Origin of the sequence: Bacillus sp. EKM202B (assembly GCF_011066025.1) — a bacterium.
Taxonomy (GTDB): Bacteria; Bacillota; Bacilli; order Bacillales; family Bacillaceae_G; genus Bacillus_A; species Bacillus_A toyonensis.
Genome location: NZ_JAAMNK010000003.1, coordinates 163,450 through 182,669, shown reverse-complemented (window position 1 = coordinate 182,669; position 19,220 = coordinate 163,450). Strand labels below are relative to the sequence as shown.

The window sequence follows — 19,220 nt, the reverse complement described above, 5'->3', positions numbered from 1 at the left end:
GAGGACCAGTATGCAGCATGCGAAACAAATCGCAGAACATGCAACAATACAAAGTTTTTTAAACTGTTATTTAAGAGAAACAGGGAGTGGAGAATGGATTACAGAGGATGAAAGAATGGAAAGTATCTTCAGTAATACGTTGAATAGAAATGTAGTCCCCACATATTTATGTTGTCGGCTATCGGCACAGAATGTTACTTTGTATGGAGAAGTTATATATAAATCAGCAACAGATCGCCATTTGTTTGGAGAACAGTTTTATTATCAAATTGGAGAAACTAAAACTGTTATAAAAGCAGATTATGTTACAGTTATTACATTTTTAATAAAAGAGATGTCTATCAACTATGGAGAAGGAACTAATCCTGCTGAGCTTATGCTTCGAGTTATTCGCAGTTGTCAAAATATTGAAGAATTTACAAAAGAGAGAGCAGAAGATACATCTGCATTATATGGTTTCCATACAACTTTTATAGAGGCGGAGCAATCTTTATTATTTGGGCATTTAACTCATCCTACCCCAAAGAGTAGACAAGGTATATTGGATTGGAAAAGTGCAATGTATTCTCCAGAATTAAAAGGAGAATGCCAGCTTCATTATTTTCGCGCACATAAAAGTATAGTAAATGAAAAATCATTATTATTAGATTCTACAACAACGATTATAAAAGAAGAATTAAGTAAAGATGAGATGGTAAATGAGGAATTTATAGAGAAGTACTGTAAGGAAGATGAATATTCATTAATTCCAATTCATCCGCTTCAGGCTGAATGGTTATTACATCAACCTTATGTACAAGAGTGGATAAATCAAGGAGTGCTTGAATATATTGGTCCAGTAGGTAAGTGTTATATGGCAACATCATCACTTAGGACGCTATATCATCCTCATTCGAAATATATGCTTAAGTTTTCCTTTCCAGTGAAAGTAACAAATTCAATGCGCATTAATAAGTTGAAAGAACTTGAGAGTGGCCTTGAAGGGAAGGAAATGTTAAATACGGCTATTGGTGAAGTACGAGAAAGATTTCCAGGCTTTGATTTTATTTGTGATCCAGCCTTTATTACATTAAATTATGGAACACAAGAATCTGGATTTGAAGTAATTATTCGCGAGAACCCTTTCTATAGTGAACATGCAAATGATGCTACATTAATTGCTGGACTAGTTCAAGATGCTATTCCTGAAGAGCGCACTCGTTTATCGAATATAATTCATCATATAGCAGAGTTAGAAAATAGAAGCTGTGAAGAAGTAAGTTTAGAGTGGTTTAGACGGTATGTAAATATTTCTTTAAAGCCGATGGTATGGATGTATTTACAGTATGGAGTTGCATTAGAAGCTCATCAACAAAATAGTGTTGTACAGTTGAAGGATGGTTATCCAGTAAAATATTATTTCCGTGATAATCAAGGATTTTATTTCTGTAATTCAATGAAAGAGATGCTTAATAATGAGTTATCTGGTATTGGAGAACGTACTGGGAATTTATATGACGATTATATTGTAGATGAAAGGTTTCGTTACTATTTAATTTTTAATCATATGTTTGGACTTATTAACGGTTTTGGTACGGCAGGATTAATTAAGGAGGAAATTCTACTTTCTGAATTAAGGTCTGTATTGGAATCATTCCTTCCATATAACCGTGAACCTTCTACATTTTTAAGAGAATTGTTGGAAGAGGATAAGTTGGCATGTAAAGCAAATTTATTAACGAGATTTTTCGATGTCGATGAATTAACAAATCCATTAGAGCAAGCAATTTATGTGCAAGTGCATAATCCACTCGTTAGAGAAGTGGCTGTTCGTTCATAAATAGCGTTAAAATTTCACGTAATACAAATAATGGAATTTGGTATTTCGTCATAAGTGGAGGAGTTTATGAAAGTGGATATGTATCACACGAAAATATTGAAGGCACTTGAATCAGAAGAATACATTTCAGTGCGAAGAAGGGTGTTACGTCAGTTAGTAGAATCGTTAATTTATGAGGGGATTATAACGCCAGTTCGTGTAGAGAAGGAAGAACAAATTCTTTTTATTATACAAGGACTTGATGAAGAAAACAAAAATGTTTCGTATCAATGCCACGGAAGAGAAAGGATGACATTTGGACGTATTGCTGTAGACTCGTTACTAATACGAGTGCAAGATGAACAAAAAGAAATACAATCTGTGTCGCAATTTTTAGAAGAAGTTTTTCGGGTTGTTAACGTAGAACGAACTAGATTAGATTCTTTTATTCACGAATTAGAACAAACAATATTTAAAGACACGATTGCACAATATGAAAGAAATAAAAGGGAGGAATATACTCGAAAATCTTACGATGAGTTTGAAAGCCATTTAATAGACGGTCACCCGTATCATCCTAGCTATAAAGCGCGCATTGGATTTCAATATCGTGACAATTTTCAATATGGATATGAATTCATGAAGCCAATAAAACTCATATGGATTGCAGCACATAAGAAATATGCGACTGTAGGTTATGAAAATGAAATGATTTATAGCAATACTTTAACAGAAGAAATTGGTGTGCAGAGAATAGAAGAATATATAAATCGTATTCAAAATATGGGATGTAATCCAAAACGGTATTTGTTTATCCCAGTCCACCCTTGGCAGTGGGAGAACTTTATTATTCCTAATTATGCTGATCATATACAGGGGAAATATGTGATTTATTTAGGGGAATCATCGGATGAATACTGCGCCCAACAGTCAATGAGAACGTTAAGAAATATGACGAATCCAAATAAGCCGTATGTTAAGTTATCGATGAATTTACTGAATACTTCAACTATCCGTACGTTGAAACCACATTCGGTTGTGAGTGCACCAGCTATATCAAATTGGTTAAGTGATGTCGTAAGTCAGGATCCTTATTTAAGGGATGAATCGCGCTTGATTTTATTAAAGGAATTCTCGAGCGTAACGTATGATACGAATAAGAAAGCTACATATGGTTCATTAGGATGTATTTGGCGTGAAAGCGTTCACAAATATGTAGATGAACAAGAGGATGCAGTTCCCTTTAATGGCTTATATGCAAAAAAGAAAGATAGTACACCAATTATTGATGCATGGTTAAACAAATATGGAATAGAAAATTGGCTGCAAGTACTTATTCAAAAAGCGATAATACCGGTTTTACATCTTGTTGTAGAGCACGGGATCGCATTAGAATCACACGGTCAAAATATGATTTTAGTCCATAAAGAAGGGCTACCTGTCCGGGTTGCATTAAAGGACTTTCATGAAGGACTTGAGTTTTATCGTCCATACTTGAAAGAAATTGACAAATGCCCTGAGTTTACAAAAATGCATAAAACGTATGTGAACGGAAAAATGAATGATTTCTTTGAAATGGATCGCATCGAATGTTTGCAAGAGATGGTTTTAGATGCACTTTTCTTATTTAATCTAGGAGAGTTAGCTTTCATACTTGCGGATGAATATGAATGGAAAGAAGAACATTTTTGGATGATGATTGTCGAAGAAATTGAAAATCATTTTAGAAAATATCCACATTTGAAAGAGAGATTTGAATCCATTCAATTATACACAGCTACTTTCTATGCGGAGCAATTAACGAAGCGTCGTTTATATTTGGATGTAGAATCGCTTGTTCATGAAGTTCCAAATCCATTGTATAGTGCAAAGCAACTTAACATACAAAAATCATTTGTTACAGGGGGAAATTATGCTAATCGTTAATAAACAAGAGTATAGTAAAAATGATTTTGAATCGAGATTACAAGTTTACGAGGAAATGGAACAATTTCAAGCAGCACAAGGAAATAGATTTGCACTTTGTCTGAAAGATCCATTTGATATTATTACACTTGTGTTTTTCTTAAAAGAAAAGAAATCATCTGTACTTCTTATACATGAAGATACACCAAAAGATACGGCTATTAAAATGGCAAGGCGTGCAAATTGTACGGGACTTTTATATGGAGAATGTAGCGAATTTACAAAATTAGAAGTAGTGAATTCATTACTACAAGAGCCTTCTTTATTGCAATATAGCTCAGGAACCACGGGAGAACCGAAATTGATTTGCAGATCATGGACGGAAGTTGATACTGAAATCGTTGCTTATAATGAAGCTTTAAATTGTGAAGAAGATGAAGTACCGATTGTTATGGCTCCTGTTTCACATTCGTACGGATTAATATGTGGTACGTTATCTTCTATTACAAGAGGAAGTAAGCCTATAATTATTACGAATAAAAACCCTAAATTCGCATTAAATATTATTCGCAATACAGAAAAACATATCATATATGCAGTACCATTGATGCTACATATTATGGGGAGTTTTCCACTAGGAACGTTCCAGTTTCATAAAATTATGACATCCGGATCACCTTTGCCCGAAACATTATTTTATAAACTAAATGAAATGACAACGTACATGATGCAGCAATATGGATGTTCTGAAGCTGGTTGTATTAGTATATGTCATGATATGGAGAGTCATTTAGATTTAGGAAAACCACTTCCACATGTAAGTATAAACATAGGATCAGATGAAAACGAGCCTGAAGAAATCGTAGTGAAAATTGCTGGAAAGGAAATTTATACGAAAGATTTAGGGTATGAATCTGAGCGTGGCCTTCACTTTATGGGGCGTATGGATGATGTAATCAATGTTTCAGGGTTAAAAGTGTTTCCTATAGAGGTGGAAGAAACGATGCTTCGATTAGAAGGTATTCAAGAAGCCATTGTATACCGAGGGAAACATCCAGTGATGGGAGAAATCGTAAAAGCGAAAGTAATCTCTCATATTGACCCAGTACAAATAAGAGAATGGTGTATTCAGCACTTACCGTCTTATAAAGTTCCGCATGAAATTGAAAGTGTAACTGAAATTCCGAAAAATAAAACTGGAAAAGTAAGTAGAAAGTTACTAGAGATGGGAGAGGTTACAACATGAGACGTGAAACGTTAAAGAGTGCAGTGCTGAAAATTATGACAGAAAAAATGGAACTGAAAAATGTAACGCATTTAGAAGAAACAATGCGTTTAAATCAAGATTTATATATAGATTCGGTAATGATGTTGCAGCTTATCGTATACATAGAAATGGATTTGAAGTTATGTGTCCCAGAGGATGAGGTAGATCCAAAGGCGTTTCTTACTGTAGGATCTTTACTTGATTTTATGGAAGAGTTACAGCCGTTACAAGAATCAAATGTGAATAACTAACCTTGGAGAAAGTGGATGAGAGTATGACTTCAATTAAAGTGCACTGTTTAGTGAGCTGTTTTTGTGAAATTATAAAAAGACGTGGTGATATAGATTTTCGTCCATTTTATTTTGGACTATGGGATGGAGACTTTGATATAACAGAAGGCGGAATTATTTCGTATCACTCCGAAAACATTAACCATGATAATTATTTACTTTGGTATGAAAAACTGTATGGTATTAAAGTGAACGAATGGTATGATCATGCAAAAGATAAAGATAGAAATGTAGAAACATTTTTAGAATTAGTAGAAAATAAGCCGGAAAATCGTTATGTAATTGTAATGGTGGATATGTCTTTATTACCAGAGAGGGAAAATAAGTTTCACCAAAAACCATTTCCGCATTATTTAATGATATCGAAGACAGAGAAAGAAGAAGAATGGTTCATGTTAGATCCTGATTTTCGTTGGGAAGGGAATATGGAAAGAGAAAAAGTGATTCACTCTGTTCAAGATAATCCATTTGGTGGTGGTTATTTCATTGATGTAGAGGCGATTCAGGAGCCGACGCAAGAATTGGTAGCTAATTATTTCACTGAGACATTCAAAAAGTATGATAATGAACTGACTATGGAATTAAAAAATTTAATTATAAAAATGGCAAATGAGGAAGAGGGGTATTCGCTCTCTAAGCTTGTAGTAGCAGTAAAACAAATACCAGTACTTGCAATTCGTAAATATAGTTATGAACATGCCTTTGCATACTTCCGTGAAACGTTACAATACTCGGAAGAGGAGTTTGATTATTGGTGTGATCGGGTAGAGGATATTGTACAAGGATTTACAAATGTACAGTATCGTGCAATTAAAATGGCAATGACGAATAATAAGGGTATGCTCGTATCGATTATTGAAAAACTGGATGAAATGAATGCAATTGAACTGCAAATTAAGAAGGAATTAGAGAGACAGTTTCTATCATGGAAAGGTATGAAAACAAATCAGTCTGTCGTAACTCTTTAAAAAGCTAACTGAATTTAAGATAGGGGAGTTTAAAGTTATGAAATATTCGCTATGTACCATTTCATTTCGTCATCAATTAATTTCATTTACTGATATTGTTCAATTTGCATATGAAAACGGTTTTGAAGGAATTGAATTGTGGGGAACTCATGCACAAAATTTGTATGTGCAAGAGCGTGAAACGACAGAACGAGAGTTGAATTTTTTAAAGGATAAAAACTTAGAAATTACGATGATAAGTGATTATTTAGACATATCATTATCAGCAGATTTTGAAAAAACGATGGGGAAATGTGAACAACTCGTAATGTTAGCAAATTGGTTTAATACGAATAAAATTCGTACGTTTGCCGGACAAAAAGGGAGTGTAGACTTCTCGAAACAAGAGAGACAAGAGTATGTAAAGAGAATTCACAAGATTTGTGATTTATTTGCTCAGCATGATATGTATGTACTTTTAGAAACACATCCAAATACGTTAACGGACACGTTGCCGTCTACTTTGGAATTATTAGAAGAAGTAGACCATCCGAATTTGAAAATAAACCTTGATTTTCTTCATATATGGGAGTCTGGTGCAGATCCAATAGACAGTTTTCATCGACTAAGACCGTGGATACAACATTACCATTTTAAGAATATATCGTCAGCGGATTATTTACATGTATTTGAACCTAATAATGTATATGCCGCAGCGGGAAGTCGTATTGGTATGGTTCCATTATTTGAAGGTATTGTAAATTATGATGATATCATTCGGGAAGTGCGAGATACGGACTATTTTGCTTCGCTAGAATGGTTTGGACACAACGCGAAAGATATATTAAAAGAAGAAATGAAAGTATTAACAGATAGAAGATTAGAGGTAGTAACTTCGTAATATAAAATGATAAAAGAGTCTCTATTTAGAGTCTCTTTTTTTATAGTTAAAAATAACCAAAAATTACCATGTATTTAAATTCGAATTTGGCACAATATATATATATATCAAGGAGGTGATTGGTAATGGCTAGAAATCGTAATTCTAATCAATTAGCATCACATGGAGCACAAGCGGCTCTAGATCAAATGAAATATGAAATTGCACAAGAGTTTGGTGTACAACTTGGAGCTGAAACTTCTTCACGTGCAAACGGTTCTGTAGGTGGTGAAATCACGAAACGCCTTGTAGCGATGGCAGAACAACAACTTGGTGGCGGATATACTCGCTAAATGTAGAAGGTTATAGGAGAAAGGAAGGATTCTTCCTTTCTTTTTTTTTCAATTAATTGGTATGGATATATAGCGAACTGGATTCAAACAATAGGAATAATACTATATTTTACCCAATTTCTTTCGTTATGAATGGGAAGTAGTAAAGATGTAATAGCCCTGGTGGAATGAAAAATTACGTTCCACCAGGGCTATTATATGGTAAGAAATATATGATGAAAGGTTCCGAAGTCAACATGTTAAAAAAAGAAAACTGTTGTTTAATTGCGCTTGCATCAGTTCCACTTGTTATGACATTAGGGAATTCAATGCTCATTCCAATACTGCCGACTATCGAAAAGAAATTACATATTTCATCGTTTCAAGTATCCATGATTATTACAATTTACTCCATAGTTGCAATTTTACTTATACCGATTGCTGGTTATTTATCAGATAGATGGGGACGGAAGATGGTAATGGTTCCGAGTTTACTGATTGCGGCTATCGGAGGAGCGGTAACTGGTTGGGTATCATGGAAAGTTGATAATCCCTACGTTTGGATACTTATCGGTAGAGCGATTCAAGGTATTGGTGCTGCTGGTGCAATGCCAGTTGTTATACCGTGTGTTGGTGATTTATACAAAGATGAAAAACAGGTTAGCGCAGGTTTAGGAATCATTGAGACATCAAATACATTTGGAAAAGTACTCAGCCCTATTTTAGGATCTGCTCTAGCTGCCATTGTATGGTTCTTACCATTTTGGGCGATTCCAGTTTTATGTGTAGTATCGATTGTTTTATTACTGGTACTAGTAAAAGCAAAAAAACAAGAAGGAGAAGTACCACCACTAAGAGAGTTTATTCAAGCTATTATCTCTACGTTTCGAGAAAAGGGAAGATGGTTAATTTCCATTTTTGCACTAGGTGCAATTATAATGCTTATTTTATTCGGAATTCTCTTTTATTTGTCTACTATACTGGAGTCAAAGTATGACATACATGGTATATGGAAAGGGTGTGTACTTGCTATTCCTTTGCTTGTATTATCGATTAGTTCATATATGGCTGGTAAAAAAATTGGAGATAATCAAAATGTTATGAAGAAGTGTATTTATATTGGCTTTTTACTGGCTGCGGCATCAGTCATAATCCCTTTATTTATAAAAGGGATCTATTTACTACTTCTATGTCTCGTTATTATGGGAGTAGGAATTGGTATGGCACTCCCATGTTTAGATGCCCTAATTACACAAGGGATTGAAAAGGAGCAGAGAGGCACGGTTACGTCATTTTATAGTTCGATGCGATTTATCGGTGTAGCAGCTGGACCACCCCTATATTCATTTTTTATGAAAGGGTCGGACCATGAAGTGTTTTATTTGACAAGTATTTTCGCTGTTATTGGTGCCGTTATAGCAATGATTTGGATTAAACCAGCAAAAGATGAAAAGGCAATAAAACAGAAGCCAGAACCGACTGCATAATTTGAAATAGGATTGCATGGCCTATAATTAGCGTGCAATCCTATTAATTTAGTTAGCGAAAATAACTTGTTTTAACATATAAAGTGCGACTCCCCATATGACGAGGCCTGAAATTTTGTTTAATAATACGATTGTCTTTCCAGTTGAGTCTAACCTCTTTAAAAATTTTCCAGCTAAAGCTAAGCTAATAAACCAAATCCAAGAAATGATAATCGTTGCAGATGTAAAAGCCCATTTTTCACTTCTTATATATTGAATAGAATTTGTCCCAATTACACCGATCGTATCTAAAATCGCATGTGGATTTAATAACGAAACCGATACAGCGAAAATAATTTGTTTTTTTAAAGGCATGCTTTTTTCTTGTTTTACATCTTTGGAAGGCTTACTTCTCCAAATAACGAAGCCCATATATATGAGAAAGATAAATCCAATCGTATATAATGTCGTCGTTAGCCAAGAAAAAGTAAGGAGTACAAGGGATACACCCTGTACTGCAATTAATATTAGTAACGTATCACATAGGGAAGCAGTTAATACTACAGGGGCTGCCCTCCAAATATTAGGTTGGCTCGCACCTTGGTTAAATACGAAAACATTTTGGACACCTAAGGGAATGATAAGGCCAAATGCAAGGATGATACCGTGAATAATCGCTTCACTCATTATATTACCTCCTACTTTAATTCATTATGATAGTGTATATTGTATAGAAGAAATGAAAATTTGTATCCATCCATATGGTTGGGGAGGTCACCAACCAAAAAGAATGTAAGGTGATATGTATGATGGAAAGATTAGTTTGGAAGCCTGATATGTCTTTAGCGTCTCCTTTGTATAAACAAATAGAAACGTATATAAAAGAAAGAATCGTTAATGGAGAATGGACTGTTGGAACAAAGTTACCTTCACAAAGAGATTTGGCACATACATTTGGTGTGAATCGAAGTACAATTGTAATGGCTTTCGATGAACTAGCAGTAAAAGGGTACATTGAGGGAAATGGCCGAAAGGGAACGATTGTTGTAAATAATAATGAGAACACTTCAACATATGCTCCGCCTCCTAATTGGCAGTCTCATGTAGAAACAGGGCTTCATTATCCGAACCTTCCTGCTATTCAAGATATTAATCAAGCTGAATTTTATCCGCATGTAATTCGTTTAGGAACAGGTGAACTCGCGCCGAGTCTCTTACCTGAAAAAAAGATGAAACTAATAATGAATAAGCTGTTGCAATCAAACGTGCCACTTGGGTATGAAGAGCCGAAAGGAAATCTCTATTTAAGGGAGAAAATTGCGGGCTACTTAAAAGGGCATGGTGTATATGTATCTCCTGATTCTATTTTAATTGTTTCAGGAGCAATTCAAGCGTTGCAACTTATTTCTATGGGGCTTCTTCCGAAAGGGGCATCGATTTTACTAGAAAAACCATCCTATTTATATTCGCTTAATGTTTTTCAATCAGCAGGAATGCGTTTAATTGGAATACCAATGGATGAGAATGGATTAAATGCATCATATATTGCGAAATATAAGAAGCAATTTAACGCATCGATTTTATATACAATTCCGTCTTTTCATAATCCGACGAACTTTAGTATGAATGTAGAGAAGCGGAAAGAAGTAATGGAGATATGTAATGAAATTGGATTGCCTATTATAGAGGACGCAGTGTATCAAGACTTATGGTTTGATGAGCCTGTTTCAAAGCCTTTAAAAGCATATGATAAAAACGGAATTGTACTATATATCGGGAGTATGTCTAAAGTGATTAGTCCAGGTTTAAGAATTGGATGGATTGTTGGACCTGAATCAGTAATTCAAAGGTTGGCAGATATAAAAATGCAAACAGATTATGGTTCGAGTTCTATATCCCAGCAAATTGCAGCAGAATGGTTTACAAATGGATTATATGATGAACATTTACAGTTTGTAAGAAATGAATTGAAGAAACGTAGAGATTTTATGTTACATATGTTAGAGAAATATTGTCGTGAAATAGCAACATGGTATGAACCGACAGGTGGTTTTTATATTTGGTTACATATGAATGTACCCGTTTCGAATCGTAGCTTATTTGACAAAGCTTTACAAGAAAAGATTATATTAAATCCAGGTACTTTGTATGATAGAAGTGCAAACCAATTTTTGCGACTATCGTATTCATATGCAACGTTAGAAGAAATTGAAATAGGTATAAAAAAACTTGCACAACTAATTAAAATGTAAAAGGAGAAAGTAATGAAACAATATGTAATTTGCCAAATTATCGATGGAGATAAATATTTAGCTGCTTATGCAGAGACGAAGCAGGACGCAGTCGAAAAAGCAGAACTGCTAGGATTAAGAACGGGAAATCGTTACATAGTAATTACCGCGGAAGAAGCGAAAGGGTTAACTTATCCGTAAGCAATGTGTGGGGTACGTAGTTGGTAAATAAGCCTAGTAATATATGAAATTACTAGGCTTATTTATTATTAAAGCGTCAAGAAATCTCGTATGAAAATAATAATATTATGAGTCAAGCTGACGGAAAAATCGATTGGTTTTGCGATGTTGATTTCCATTTCTATATTCATCAACATATTGTCTGAAGTTCCAAGATTGTAAAAACTTATTTGCGGAGTTATAACCAGAATTGTAAAGCCATTCTTTTTCCTCTTTCGTTAATTCAAAATTTGTACTTGTAATCGTCCCTGTAGGAATTGTAATTGTTCTTGCTTTTGATTCTTTATCTAAATGCCGTAAATCATGAGCTTGCATCATTGTTTTAAATAGTCCTTTGAACATGGAAATGGGCTCTTTATAATGGGCGGGATCAGCTTGAATTTCATCTTTTACAAAATGAAATCCAAAAGTTGGCCAGCGAGGTGAGGTAGGGGAGTCAAAAATCCAAATGGGATAATTGCTTAAAATCCCACCATCAACCATATAACAAGGTTGTTTCCATTTTGGTGTTCTCCATTTTACTGGTTCAAAGAAGAAAGGAATGGTACTACTCATTCTTACTGCCTTAGCAATCGAGAAGCGATAATTTAAAAATCCGTAGTTTGGCAAGTCATCGGGAAAGACAACCATTTTACCGTTGCTTATATCAGAAGCAATAATTTTAAGTTTGTTTAAATCAGGTAAATCTGTAAATAAGTGAATTCCTTTTTTTCGTAGTAATTCTTCAAGCCATTCTTCTATAAATACATTGGAATAAATACCTAGAGTAGACCATGCACTTATTCCTTTACCGATAAACGGGATTCTATCAAGGAAAGTTTTCTTCATAAATTTGTTATAATCAATATCAGTTATAATTGTTTTTAATTCTGAACAAGAATAGCCAGCAGCTAAAAGAGCTGCAATAATAGCACCAGCCGATGTTCCAGCTACACGCTCCCATTCATACCCTTTTTCAGCTAACGCGCAAATTGCCCCTACATGTGCAATTCCACGCACACCGCCTCCTTCAAAAACACCATCAATTTTCATTGCACATACTTCCTTTCTAAAAATGAAAATGTAAAAAAAGCACGTAATATACGTGCTTTTTTACAATAGTTTTTAAGTTTACTAGCAGCCTACAAAGCCGCCCCAACAGCTAGCTCCGATGATGATTAGAAGGATAAATAAAACGATTAATAAAGCGAAACCTCCATAACCACATCCACCACAACTACCGCCGTAACCGCCGCAACTATATCCGTAACCCATGTGGAATTCCTCCTTAAATTAAAAATGAAAATGAACGAAGGGAAAATGTACTGGAAGGAATAAAGAACTATCGTGTTTGTAGGAACAATGTATACTATGCTTTTTTAAACTTGTTCGCGTATGAGGGATAAGCCCGTTTTTTGGAAGGCTTGTTGATTTTGTGATATATGGAGTATAATCTTTGTGCTATGATACAAATAAGTATAGAGATGTAAGGAGAATATATGGATAACAAAATTGAAGTGTTAATTGATAAATATGGACTGACACATTTAAAAGAGGAACTTATTAATACTGTATTTCCTTGTGTAAAAGTTGTGCCTGAGCAGCAAGAAACGGTTGCGATTGGTAGTTCAAAAATGGGGGGAGCTCCTGATTTACCGGATACATTTGAATATCCAATGTATAAAGGAAATCCGTTACATTTTATCGCGCAATTTAATCTAAATGATTTACAAAACGTTCGTATGAATCACAATCTACCTAAGGCAGGAATGTTATATTTCTTTAGCATTGAAAATTACTTTGAAGAAGATGTGAATCCAATGGAAGCTGGGCGCGTACTTTATTATGATGTTCCAGTAGAGCAATTACGAAGAGCGGATGAAACGCAAGCGAAATATAATCAATGCGCAATTACTTTTGAACTGACGTATAAATTACCAGAACTTTTCATTGAAGATGAGGCCGATTCAGATCGTTTCTTGCAATTACTTGAAGAACTAATCCCAGATAACTACGATAACCATCAAATGTTTGGTGAGCCATTCTCTGTACAAGAGGAAGTACTACATGAGACAGGAGAATATATGGGGATAGATCCACAGCAAATGACGCTTTTATTCCAAATCGATTCAGATCATAAAAATTGTAATATGGTTTGGGGAGAGTTAGGAATGCTATATTTCTGTATTGGTAATGAAGATTTGAAAAATCGACGTTTTGAAAATACATGCTGTGTGTTACAAACTTGTTAATAAAAAAGGTTGCTCTTTTTAAAAGAGTAACCTTTTTTATGTGAATTAATTAATATGCATAATCTCATATGACCTATTTTGAAAAGTATTGTATACTCTGAAACTATACGATACTTTTTCGTATAGTTATAGAATATAAGGAGTGACAAGATGGGAAAGACAAGTAAGTATATGACAGCTGCCGCACTTTGTTCAACGATTGTAATGGGAGGCTTACAATCGTCAACTGTATCTTATGCAGCTACGAATCCAACTGTAGTGACGACACAATCAGATGCAAAGTTATTAGATGATTTCAGAAAAGAACTAAAAAAACAGATTGATAATCGTGAAGAAAATATTACAATCACATATAAAACAAAAGATAGAGATGCTAGAAAGATTATGGACCAATTGTACGGCGAGTTTAATAAAATCGTAGATGCTGATGAGTATGTAAAATATAATGTAGCCTCTACTAGATATTCTATTAAAGGGATGCCAGGGAACTATTCGTTTACACTACAAGTGAAATACCGTGAATCAAAAGAGCAAACACAATATGTAAAATCTCAGGCGAAAGCAATTATAAGTTCAATTGTAAAGCCAGGAATGGATGCGCATGAAAAAGTAAAAGCTATTCATGATTATGTTGTGAAACATGTATCATACGACACTTCTTATCAAGCGTATACAGCATATGAAGCGTTAGCGAACCGTTCTGCTGTTTGCCAAGGGTATACATTATTAACATATGAATTACTAAAAGAAGCAGGTATTCAAAATCATATTGTAACTGGTACAGGAAATGGACAAGCTCATGCTTGGAATTTAGTGAACATTGAAAACAAATGGTACCACCTTGATACTACATTCGATGATCCAGTACCAGATAAAGCTGGACGTGTAACATATTCATATTTTAATATGTCTGACGAACAATTAAGTAAAGACCACGACTGGGATCGTAGTAAATATCCAGCGGCAACTACAAGTTACTTTGGTGAGTTAACAAACAAAATAAAAGCTGGTAGTTCAAAAACCGTCGTATATGAGCAAATGTTAAAAGAAACAAATTTACAATACTTATCTGCACAATATGGAGCGGAAAATTATAATGAATTTAAGCAAAAGTTGCAGCAACAATTTGCTAGTAAACCAGAAAAGGTAGAAGTACGATATAAGCAGTCCATGGATGGAACAATGCAAGATATAAAGAAAGTATTAAATGAAATAAATTGGCCAAAAGGTGCAAAGCGTGTATCTTATCAAGTAGCACCATATAGTGCAATGGCAGGTTATTCATTAGCGACAATTACATTTACGTATTAAGTAATGAAGAAGAGCATCTGTAAAAGGTGCTCTTTTTATTATGTATCGTTTTAAAAAACAGAATTGTGTGATAAAATAAAAAGGAAGGATGTGGAATTTAAATGGATTTGTTCGAAAGTAATATATTTATATTTATATTGATATATACTTGTTTAGTAATCGGACTTATCGTTTTGTTTTTCCTATCATTTACTTTGTTTATTAGAAGATTATTGCAAAGTAGCGCTGCAAAAAAACAACATGTTATCAATATGAATCAGAAGCTAGATCGAATTATTGAATTGCTAGAAATAAATAAGAAATAAAGTGAAGGCTTTTACGAGTAGTTGATATCCCACCTAATTTCTTTGCTTCCGCTACATTTTGAGGTGGGGATCTTACTGCCTGGCAAATAGCGAGATAACGATGGAAGACGTATGAAAAGGGGAAAGGAAATGGCCGATTATATAAAAGAATTACGTGAAAAAGTAGGACATGATTATGTTTTCTTAAACTTTGCGGGTGGTTTTGTGTTTAATAAAGAGGGAGAAGTATTACTGCAAAAAAGAGGAGACTTTAATGCTTGGGGCTTTCCAGGTGGCGCAATGGAGATAGGAGAGTCGGCTGCGGAAACTGCGATTCGAGAAATAAAAGAAGAAACTGGGTATGATGTAGAAATACATGAGCTTATTGGAGTGTATACAAAATATTTTCAAACATATCCAAATGGAGATAAAGCACAGACAATTGTGATGTGCTTTTCATGCTCAATAGTTGGAGGGAATAAAAAAATAGACGGTGATGAAACGTTAGATTTAAAATTTTTCCCATTAGACAAAATGCCTCCGTTATTTTGTAAACAACATGAAGATTGCTTGCAAGATTTATTGGAGAAAAGAGTAGGGGTATATCGCTAACATATAAAAAAGAAGCTAAAAGATTAGCTTCTTTTTTATGTTCTATTTCCACCAATCATCAAACATTGACGCTGGTACTTGTCTTTTATGTTCACTCACTGTGTAACGCTTTTCGATTTTTTCTGCAACGTCAGCTGGAACTGATTTACCTTCTAAATAATCATCTAATTGATCGTAAGTAATGCCTAATTCTGTTTCATCAGCTTGACCTGGCTTTTCATCTAATAAATCAGCTGTGGGCATTTTTAAGTAAAGTCGCTCATCTGCACCTAACTCTTGTAATAAAGCACGTCCTTGGCGCTTCGTTAACCCCGTTAATGGTAATAAATCTGCACCACCATCTCCGAATTTTGTAAAGAATCCTGTTACAGCTTCTGCAGCATGATCTGTTCCGATAACAAGTAGACCTTTTTGTCCACCAATTGCATATTGTGTAACCATACGGATACGAGCTTTCACGTTACCTTTATTGAAATCAGTTAATGATTCACCTAATAAGTTCTCGTATTGATTTGAAAAAGCATCAACGGTTGAAGCGATATCAAATGCAGTTGATTGATCAGCTTGAATAAATTGTAATGCTAATTGTGCGTCATCTTCATCCTTTTGCACTTTGTAAGGAAGACGTACAGCGATAAACGTTGCATTACCACCTTCGTTACGAATTTCTTCAACTGCAAGCTGTGCTAAACGTCCTGCTAATGTAGAGTCTTGGCCGCCGCTAATTCCAAGTACAAATCCTTTCGCACCTGTTTTTTTTACATAATCTTTTAAGAAATCAACTCGTTTACGAATTTCTACTTTCGGATCAATTACAGGCTGAACATGTAATGCTTTCATAATCTGTTCTTGTAATGTCATTATGTTTTCCTCCTATTCATATTAAAGCGGTAAATAAAAAATTTTTATGTATATATTGGTACATACTTCTATCCTTTATTATTTCGCAAAACTAACGAATATACAATAGGATGTGTGTATGAATATGAATGTAGTCATTATAATGAAACTGTTTCGTTTAAGCAATTTTTTTACCTTTCAAAAATGTAAGGTTTTTGTCATTTGAATCGATGGAAGGTATTTCCCTACTTTACTACTATAAAAGCATAGTTAGTAGAAGGGCGGAGAAGTAATATGAACATTAGAGAACTCGCATATCGGAATGTAACGCGAAATAGACGGACATATTCAGCATATTTTTTGAGTAGTGCATTTGCAATTATGGCCTTTTTTGTATATTCGTTTTTTGCGTTTCATCCGGCATTAAGTGCAGGAGAATTAGGTCAGTATGTATTTGTAAGTATGTCGTTTGCACAGTCTATTATTTACGTATTTACATTCTTCTTTATTTTATATTCAATGGGAATGTTTTTAAAAACGAGAAAGCGTGAACTAGGAATTTTAATGATGCTTGGTATGACGAAATATCAATTAAAGCGTCTTATCTTCTTTGAAAATATTATGATTGGAATAGGGGCAATTATTTTCGGGATTCTTTCAGGTATGTTGTTTTCAGGAGTATTAATTTTTGTAGCCCCAATGATATTAAAACTAGATATTTCCTTATCCTATTACATTCCAATGAAAGCAGTTGTTGTAACGAGTATTATGTTTTTCATATTATTTATGATTATTTCATTATTTAGTGCCGGAATGGTTCGTAAAAATAATATTATGAAATTGTTTAGAGGATCAGCAGAGGCGAAGCCAGAACCGAAAGCATCGAGTATTTCTTCTATATTAGCGGTAGTATTGCTTAGTGCTGGTTATACAGGCGCTCTTATGTCACATGGTGCTATGGTATTTGTGATGATGATTCCGGTTACAACGGTAGTCATTATTGGTACGTATTTGCTGTACAAGCAGTTGAGTGTCTTTATTATTCGGCTATGTAAAAAAAGTAAACGTTTCTATTGGACACAGACAAATATTATTACGTTGTCAGATTTAGCGTACCGTATGAGAGATAACGCAAGAATGTTCTTTATTGTAACGATAATTTCAACTGTAGCATTTTCGGCAATAGGTACATTAGTTGGCTTTGCATCAATGACGAAAGGGATTATGGAGAGACCAATTGCGTTTCATTACCACTCTAAGCAAGGGAATAGTAATGAATCACAGCATCTGAAGATCATCGATGAGGGACTAAAAAAACATAATATAGCAGCTTCAAAAACTAATATCTCATCGAAGAAAACGGAGGAGCAGTCATTAAGAAGCGCCATTTTTATAAAAGAATCAGAGTATAAGGAATATGCAAAGTTAACAGGAGAACCATTTAATACTGTAGCAAATAAAGAGGTTTTATTTTTGTCGGCCGAAATACCAGGACCACCGATGAAAGAAAGAAAAGAAATTACTTTACCTAATATGAATGAACATTTAAAAGTGAAAAAAGTTACTTCGTCTTCATTGGGGAAAATATTAAGAGGAAATGTTTATGTAATCCCTAATAATCAATATGATTCATTACAAGGTGGATTTATAGAAACAAAAGATTATATGTATAAAACTGAAGGAATGAAAGATGAAATTGAGGTTGGTAAAGAACTTACGAGTCAGATGAAGCCTTATGAAGAACATGCAACGTTTAGTGCAGAAGAGTACGAACAAAACCAAAGTTTACAAATCGCAGGACCAATTTTATTTGTAGGTTTCTTTATTGGTATTGTATTTTTCGTATGTGCAGGAAGCTTCCTTTACTTCCGTTTATTTTCTGATTTGGAGGATGATACTCGGTTATTTGAAATGATTCGAAAAGTTGGCTTAACGAGTGGGGAATTATCGAAAGTAGTTACAATTCGATTGGCACTTTTATTCTTCGTTCCGATAGGTGTTGCAACATTACATGGGGCAGTAGCGTTAACTGCGTTAGGACAGATGTTTGAGTACTCACTGTTTAAAGAAAATACAATTGTATTAAGTATTTTCGTAGGAATTCAAGTTGTATACTTCTTAATAATACGATCTCGTTATTTAAAACAATTGAAAGAGAGATTACGTATTCGTTAACTGTGTTTTTTTAACTTGAGTACAAAATTTTCTAAAAAGATACAAGTATTGCCAAAAAGTGATAAAATGGAAAAAGCGAGGTGGAAAATTAATAGAGAGTAAGGGGGGAGTAATATGAAAGCAACAGGAGTTATTCGAAAAGTAGACGAATTAGGACGAATTGTTATTCCTAAAGAATTAAGAGATGTATTAGGTATACAAATTAAATCACCACTTGAAATTTTCGTAGATGAAGATAAAGTCATTTTACAAAAATATGAACCTTACAATGCTTGTCAAATAACAGGTGATGTTTCAGATCAGAACATATCATTAGCAAATGGAAACATTACTGTTAGTATAGATGGAGCGAAACATTTAATAAAAGAAATAGAGAAGTTTTTAAAAAAAAGTGAGATTTAGTTTTCATTT

The 19,220-nt window shown here is 34.2% G+C and carries 20 protein-coding genes; 16 read left to right on the top strand and 4 right to left on the bottom strand.

All coding sequences use genetic code 11. The features are described 5' to 3' along the window. Nucleotides 1-10 precede the first annotated feature (10 nt). The 8 genes from G9F74_RS06505 (at nt 11) to bcbE (ending at nt 8,906) form a co-directional block, all read left to right on the top strand. Complete coding sequence (locus G9F74_RS06505; RefSeq protein WP_001163331.1) at nt 11-1,819, top strand: IucA/IucC family protein; 1,809 nt, start codon at nt 11-13, stop codon at nt 1,817-1,819. A 66-nt stretch (nt 1,820-1,885) separates the two neighbouring features. Beyond that, nucleotides 1,886-3,724: an IucA/IucC family protein gene (locus tag G9F74_RS06500; protein WP_000861773.1), complete on the top strand. Its 1,839-nt coding sequence runs from the start codon at nt 1,886-1,888 to the stop codon at nt 3,722-3,724. Continuing rightward, a complete protein-coding gene (locus G9F74_RS06495) occupies nt 3,711-4,949 on the top strand; it encodes an AMP-binding protein (RefSeq protein WP_016108213.1) in 1,239 nt (412 codons plus the stop codon). The genes G9F74_RS06500 and G9F74_RS06495 overlap by 14 nt, the downstream gene beginning before the upstream one ends. Next, nucleotides 4,946-5,221 carry a petrobactin biosynthesis protein AsbD gene (gene asbD, locus G9F74_RS06490; RefSeq protein WP_001250761.1) on the top strand — a complete coding sequence of 92 codons (276 nt, stop codon included), beginning with the start codon at nt 4,946-4,948 and terminating at the stop codon, nt 5,219-5,221. The genes G9F74_RS06495 and asbD overlap by 4 nt, the downstream gene beginning before the upstream one ends. A gap of 23 nt (nt 5,222-5,244) precedes the next feature. Then, a complete protein-coding gene (locus G9F74_RS06485; RefSeq protein WP_016108214.1) occupies nt 5,245-6,228 on the top strand; it encodes a DUF6005 family protein in 984 nt (327 codons plus the stop codon). A gap of 37 nt (nt 6,229-6,265) precedes the next feature. Further along, on the top strand, nt 6,266-7,108 hold the full coding sequence (locus G9F74_RS06480) for a sugar phosphate isomerase/epimerase family protein (RefSeq protein ID WP_000877704.1): 843 nt from the start codon (nt 6,266-6,268) through the stop codon (nt 7,106-7,108). A 125-nt stretch (nt 7,109-7,233) separates the two neighbouring features. Continuing rightward, nucleotides 7,234-7,440 carry an alpha/beta-type small acid-soluble spore protein gene (locus tag G9F74_RS06475; RefSeq protein ID WP_000113546.1) on the top strand — a complete coding sequence of 69 codons (207 nt, stop codon included), beginning with the start codon at nt 7,234-7,236 and terminating at the stop codon, nt 7,438-7,440. Between the two features lie 236 nt (nt 7,441-7,676). Continuing rightward, the gene (gene bcbE / locus G9F74_RS06470) at nt 7,677-8,906 is read left to right on the top strand and encodes a bacillibactin exporter BcbE (RefSeq protein WP_033668576.1); all 1,230 of its coding nucleotides are present in this window, start codon (nt 7,677-7,679) and stop codon (nt 8,904-8,906) included. 48 nt (nt 8,907-8,954) lie between these two features. Here bcbE and G9F74_RS06465 read toward each other — a convergent pair whose 3' ends face one another. Further along, entirely contained in the window at nt 8,955-9,572 is a 618-nt protein-coding gene (locus G9F74_RS06465; protein ID WP_016108216.1) for a LysE/ArgO family amino acid transporter, read from the bottom strand. A 119-nt stretch (nt 9,573-9,691) separates the two neighbouring features. Between G9F74_RS06465 and G9F74_RS06460 the strand changes: the two genes are divergently transcribed. Together G9F74_RS06460 and G9F74_RS06455 are read left to right on the top strand one after the other, a co-directional pair. Continuing rightward, nucleotides 9,692-11,137 carry an aminotransferase-like domain-containing protein gene (locus G9F74_RS06460; RefSeq protein ID WP_016108217.1) on the top strand — a complete coding sequence of 482 codons (1,446 nt, stop codon included), beginning with the start codon at nt 9,692-9,694 and terminating at the stop codon, nt 11,135-11,137. 12 nt (nt 11,138-11,149) lie between these two features. Beyond that, nucleotides 11,150-11,317: a DUF3933 family protein gene (locus tag G9F74_RS06455; protein ID WP_000816372.1), complete on the top strand. Its 168-nt coding sequence runs from the start codon at nt 11,150-11,152 to the stop codon at nt 11,315-11,317. Between the two features lie 105 nt (nt 11,318-11,422). Here G9F74_RS06455 and G9F74_RS06450 read toward each other — a convergent pair whose 3' ends face one another. Continuing rightward, nucleotides 11,423-12,388, bottom strand: a complete 966-nt coding sequence (locus tag G9F74_RS06450; protein ID WP_000686786.1) for a patatin-like phospholipase family protein — start codon at nt 12,386-12,388, stop codon at nt 11,423-11,425. An 81-nt stretch (nt 12,389-12,469) separates the two neighbouring features. Beyond that, complete coding sequence (locus G9F74_RS06445) at nt 12,470-12,610, bottom strand: YjcZ family sporulation protein (protein ID WP_000540423.1); 141 nt, start codon at nt 12,608-12,610, stop codon at nt 12,470-12,472. Between the two features lie 224 nt (nt 12,611-12,834). Here G9F74_RS06445 and G9F74_RS06440 point away from each other — a divergent pair, with 224 nt between their 5' ends. The 4 genes from G9F74_RS06440 (at nt 12,835) to G9F74_RS06425 (ending at nt 15,794) form a co-directional block, all read left to right on the top strand. Beyond that, entirely contained in the window at nt 12,835-13,587 is a 753-nt protein-coding gene (locus G9F74_RS06440; RefSeq protein WP_000368922.1) for a YwqG family protein, read from the top strand. Between the two features lie 150 nt (nt 13,588-13,737). After that, entirely contained in the window at nt 13,738-14,898 is a 1,161-nt protein-coding gene (locus G9F74_RS06435) for a transglutaminase domain-containing protein (protein WP_000520819.1), read from the top strand. Between the two features lie 101 nt (nt 14,899-14,999). Then, on the top strand, nt 15,000-15,203 hold the full coding sequence (locus tag G9F74_RS06430; protein WP_016108218.1) for a DUF4083 domain-containing protein: 204 nt from the start codon (nt 15,000-15,002) through the stop codon (nt 15,201-15,203). A gap of 129 nt (nt 15,204-15,332) precedes the next feature. Continuing rightward, complete coding sequence (locus G9F74_RS06425) at nt 15,333-15,794, top strand: NUDIX hydrolase (RefSeq protein WP_000796418.1); 462 nt, start codon at nt 15,333-15,335, stop codon at nt 15,792-15,794. Nucleotides 15,795-15,836: 42 nt separating this feature from the next. Here the strand turns inward: G9F74_RS06425 and nadE are convergent, their stop codons facing one another. After that, nucleotides 15,837-16,655 (bottom strand): ammonia-dependent NAD(+) synthetase, encoded by an 819-nt coding sequence (gene nadE, locus G9F74_RS06420; protein ID WP_000174898.1) that lies wholly within the window; start codon nt 16,653-16,655, stop codon nt 15,837-15,839. Between the two features lie 273 nt (nt 16,656-16,928). Here nadE and G9F74_RS06415 point away from each other — a divergent pair, with 273 nt between their 5' ends. Then, on the top strand, nt 16,929-18,809 hold the full coding sequence (locus tag G9F74_RS06415; RefSeq protein ID WP_001026010.1) for an FtsX-like permease family protein: 1,881 nt from the start codon (nt 16,929-16,931) through the stop codon (nt 18,807-18,809). Between the two features lie 114 nt (nt 18,810-18,923). After that, the gene (locus G9F74_RS06410) at nt 18,924-19,211 is read left to right on the top strand and encodes an AbrB/MazE/SpoVT family DNA-binding domain-containing protein (protein WP_000648323.1); all 288 of its coding nucleotides are present in this window, start codon (nt 18,924-18,926) and stop codon (nt 19,209-19,211) included. The last annotated feature ends 9 nt before the right edge of the window (nt 19,212-19,220 follow it).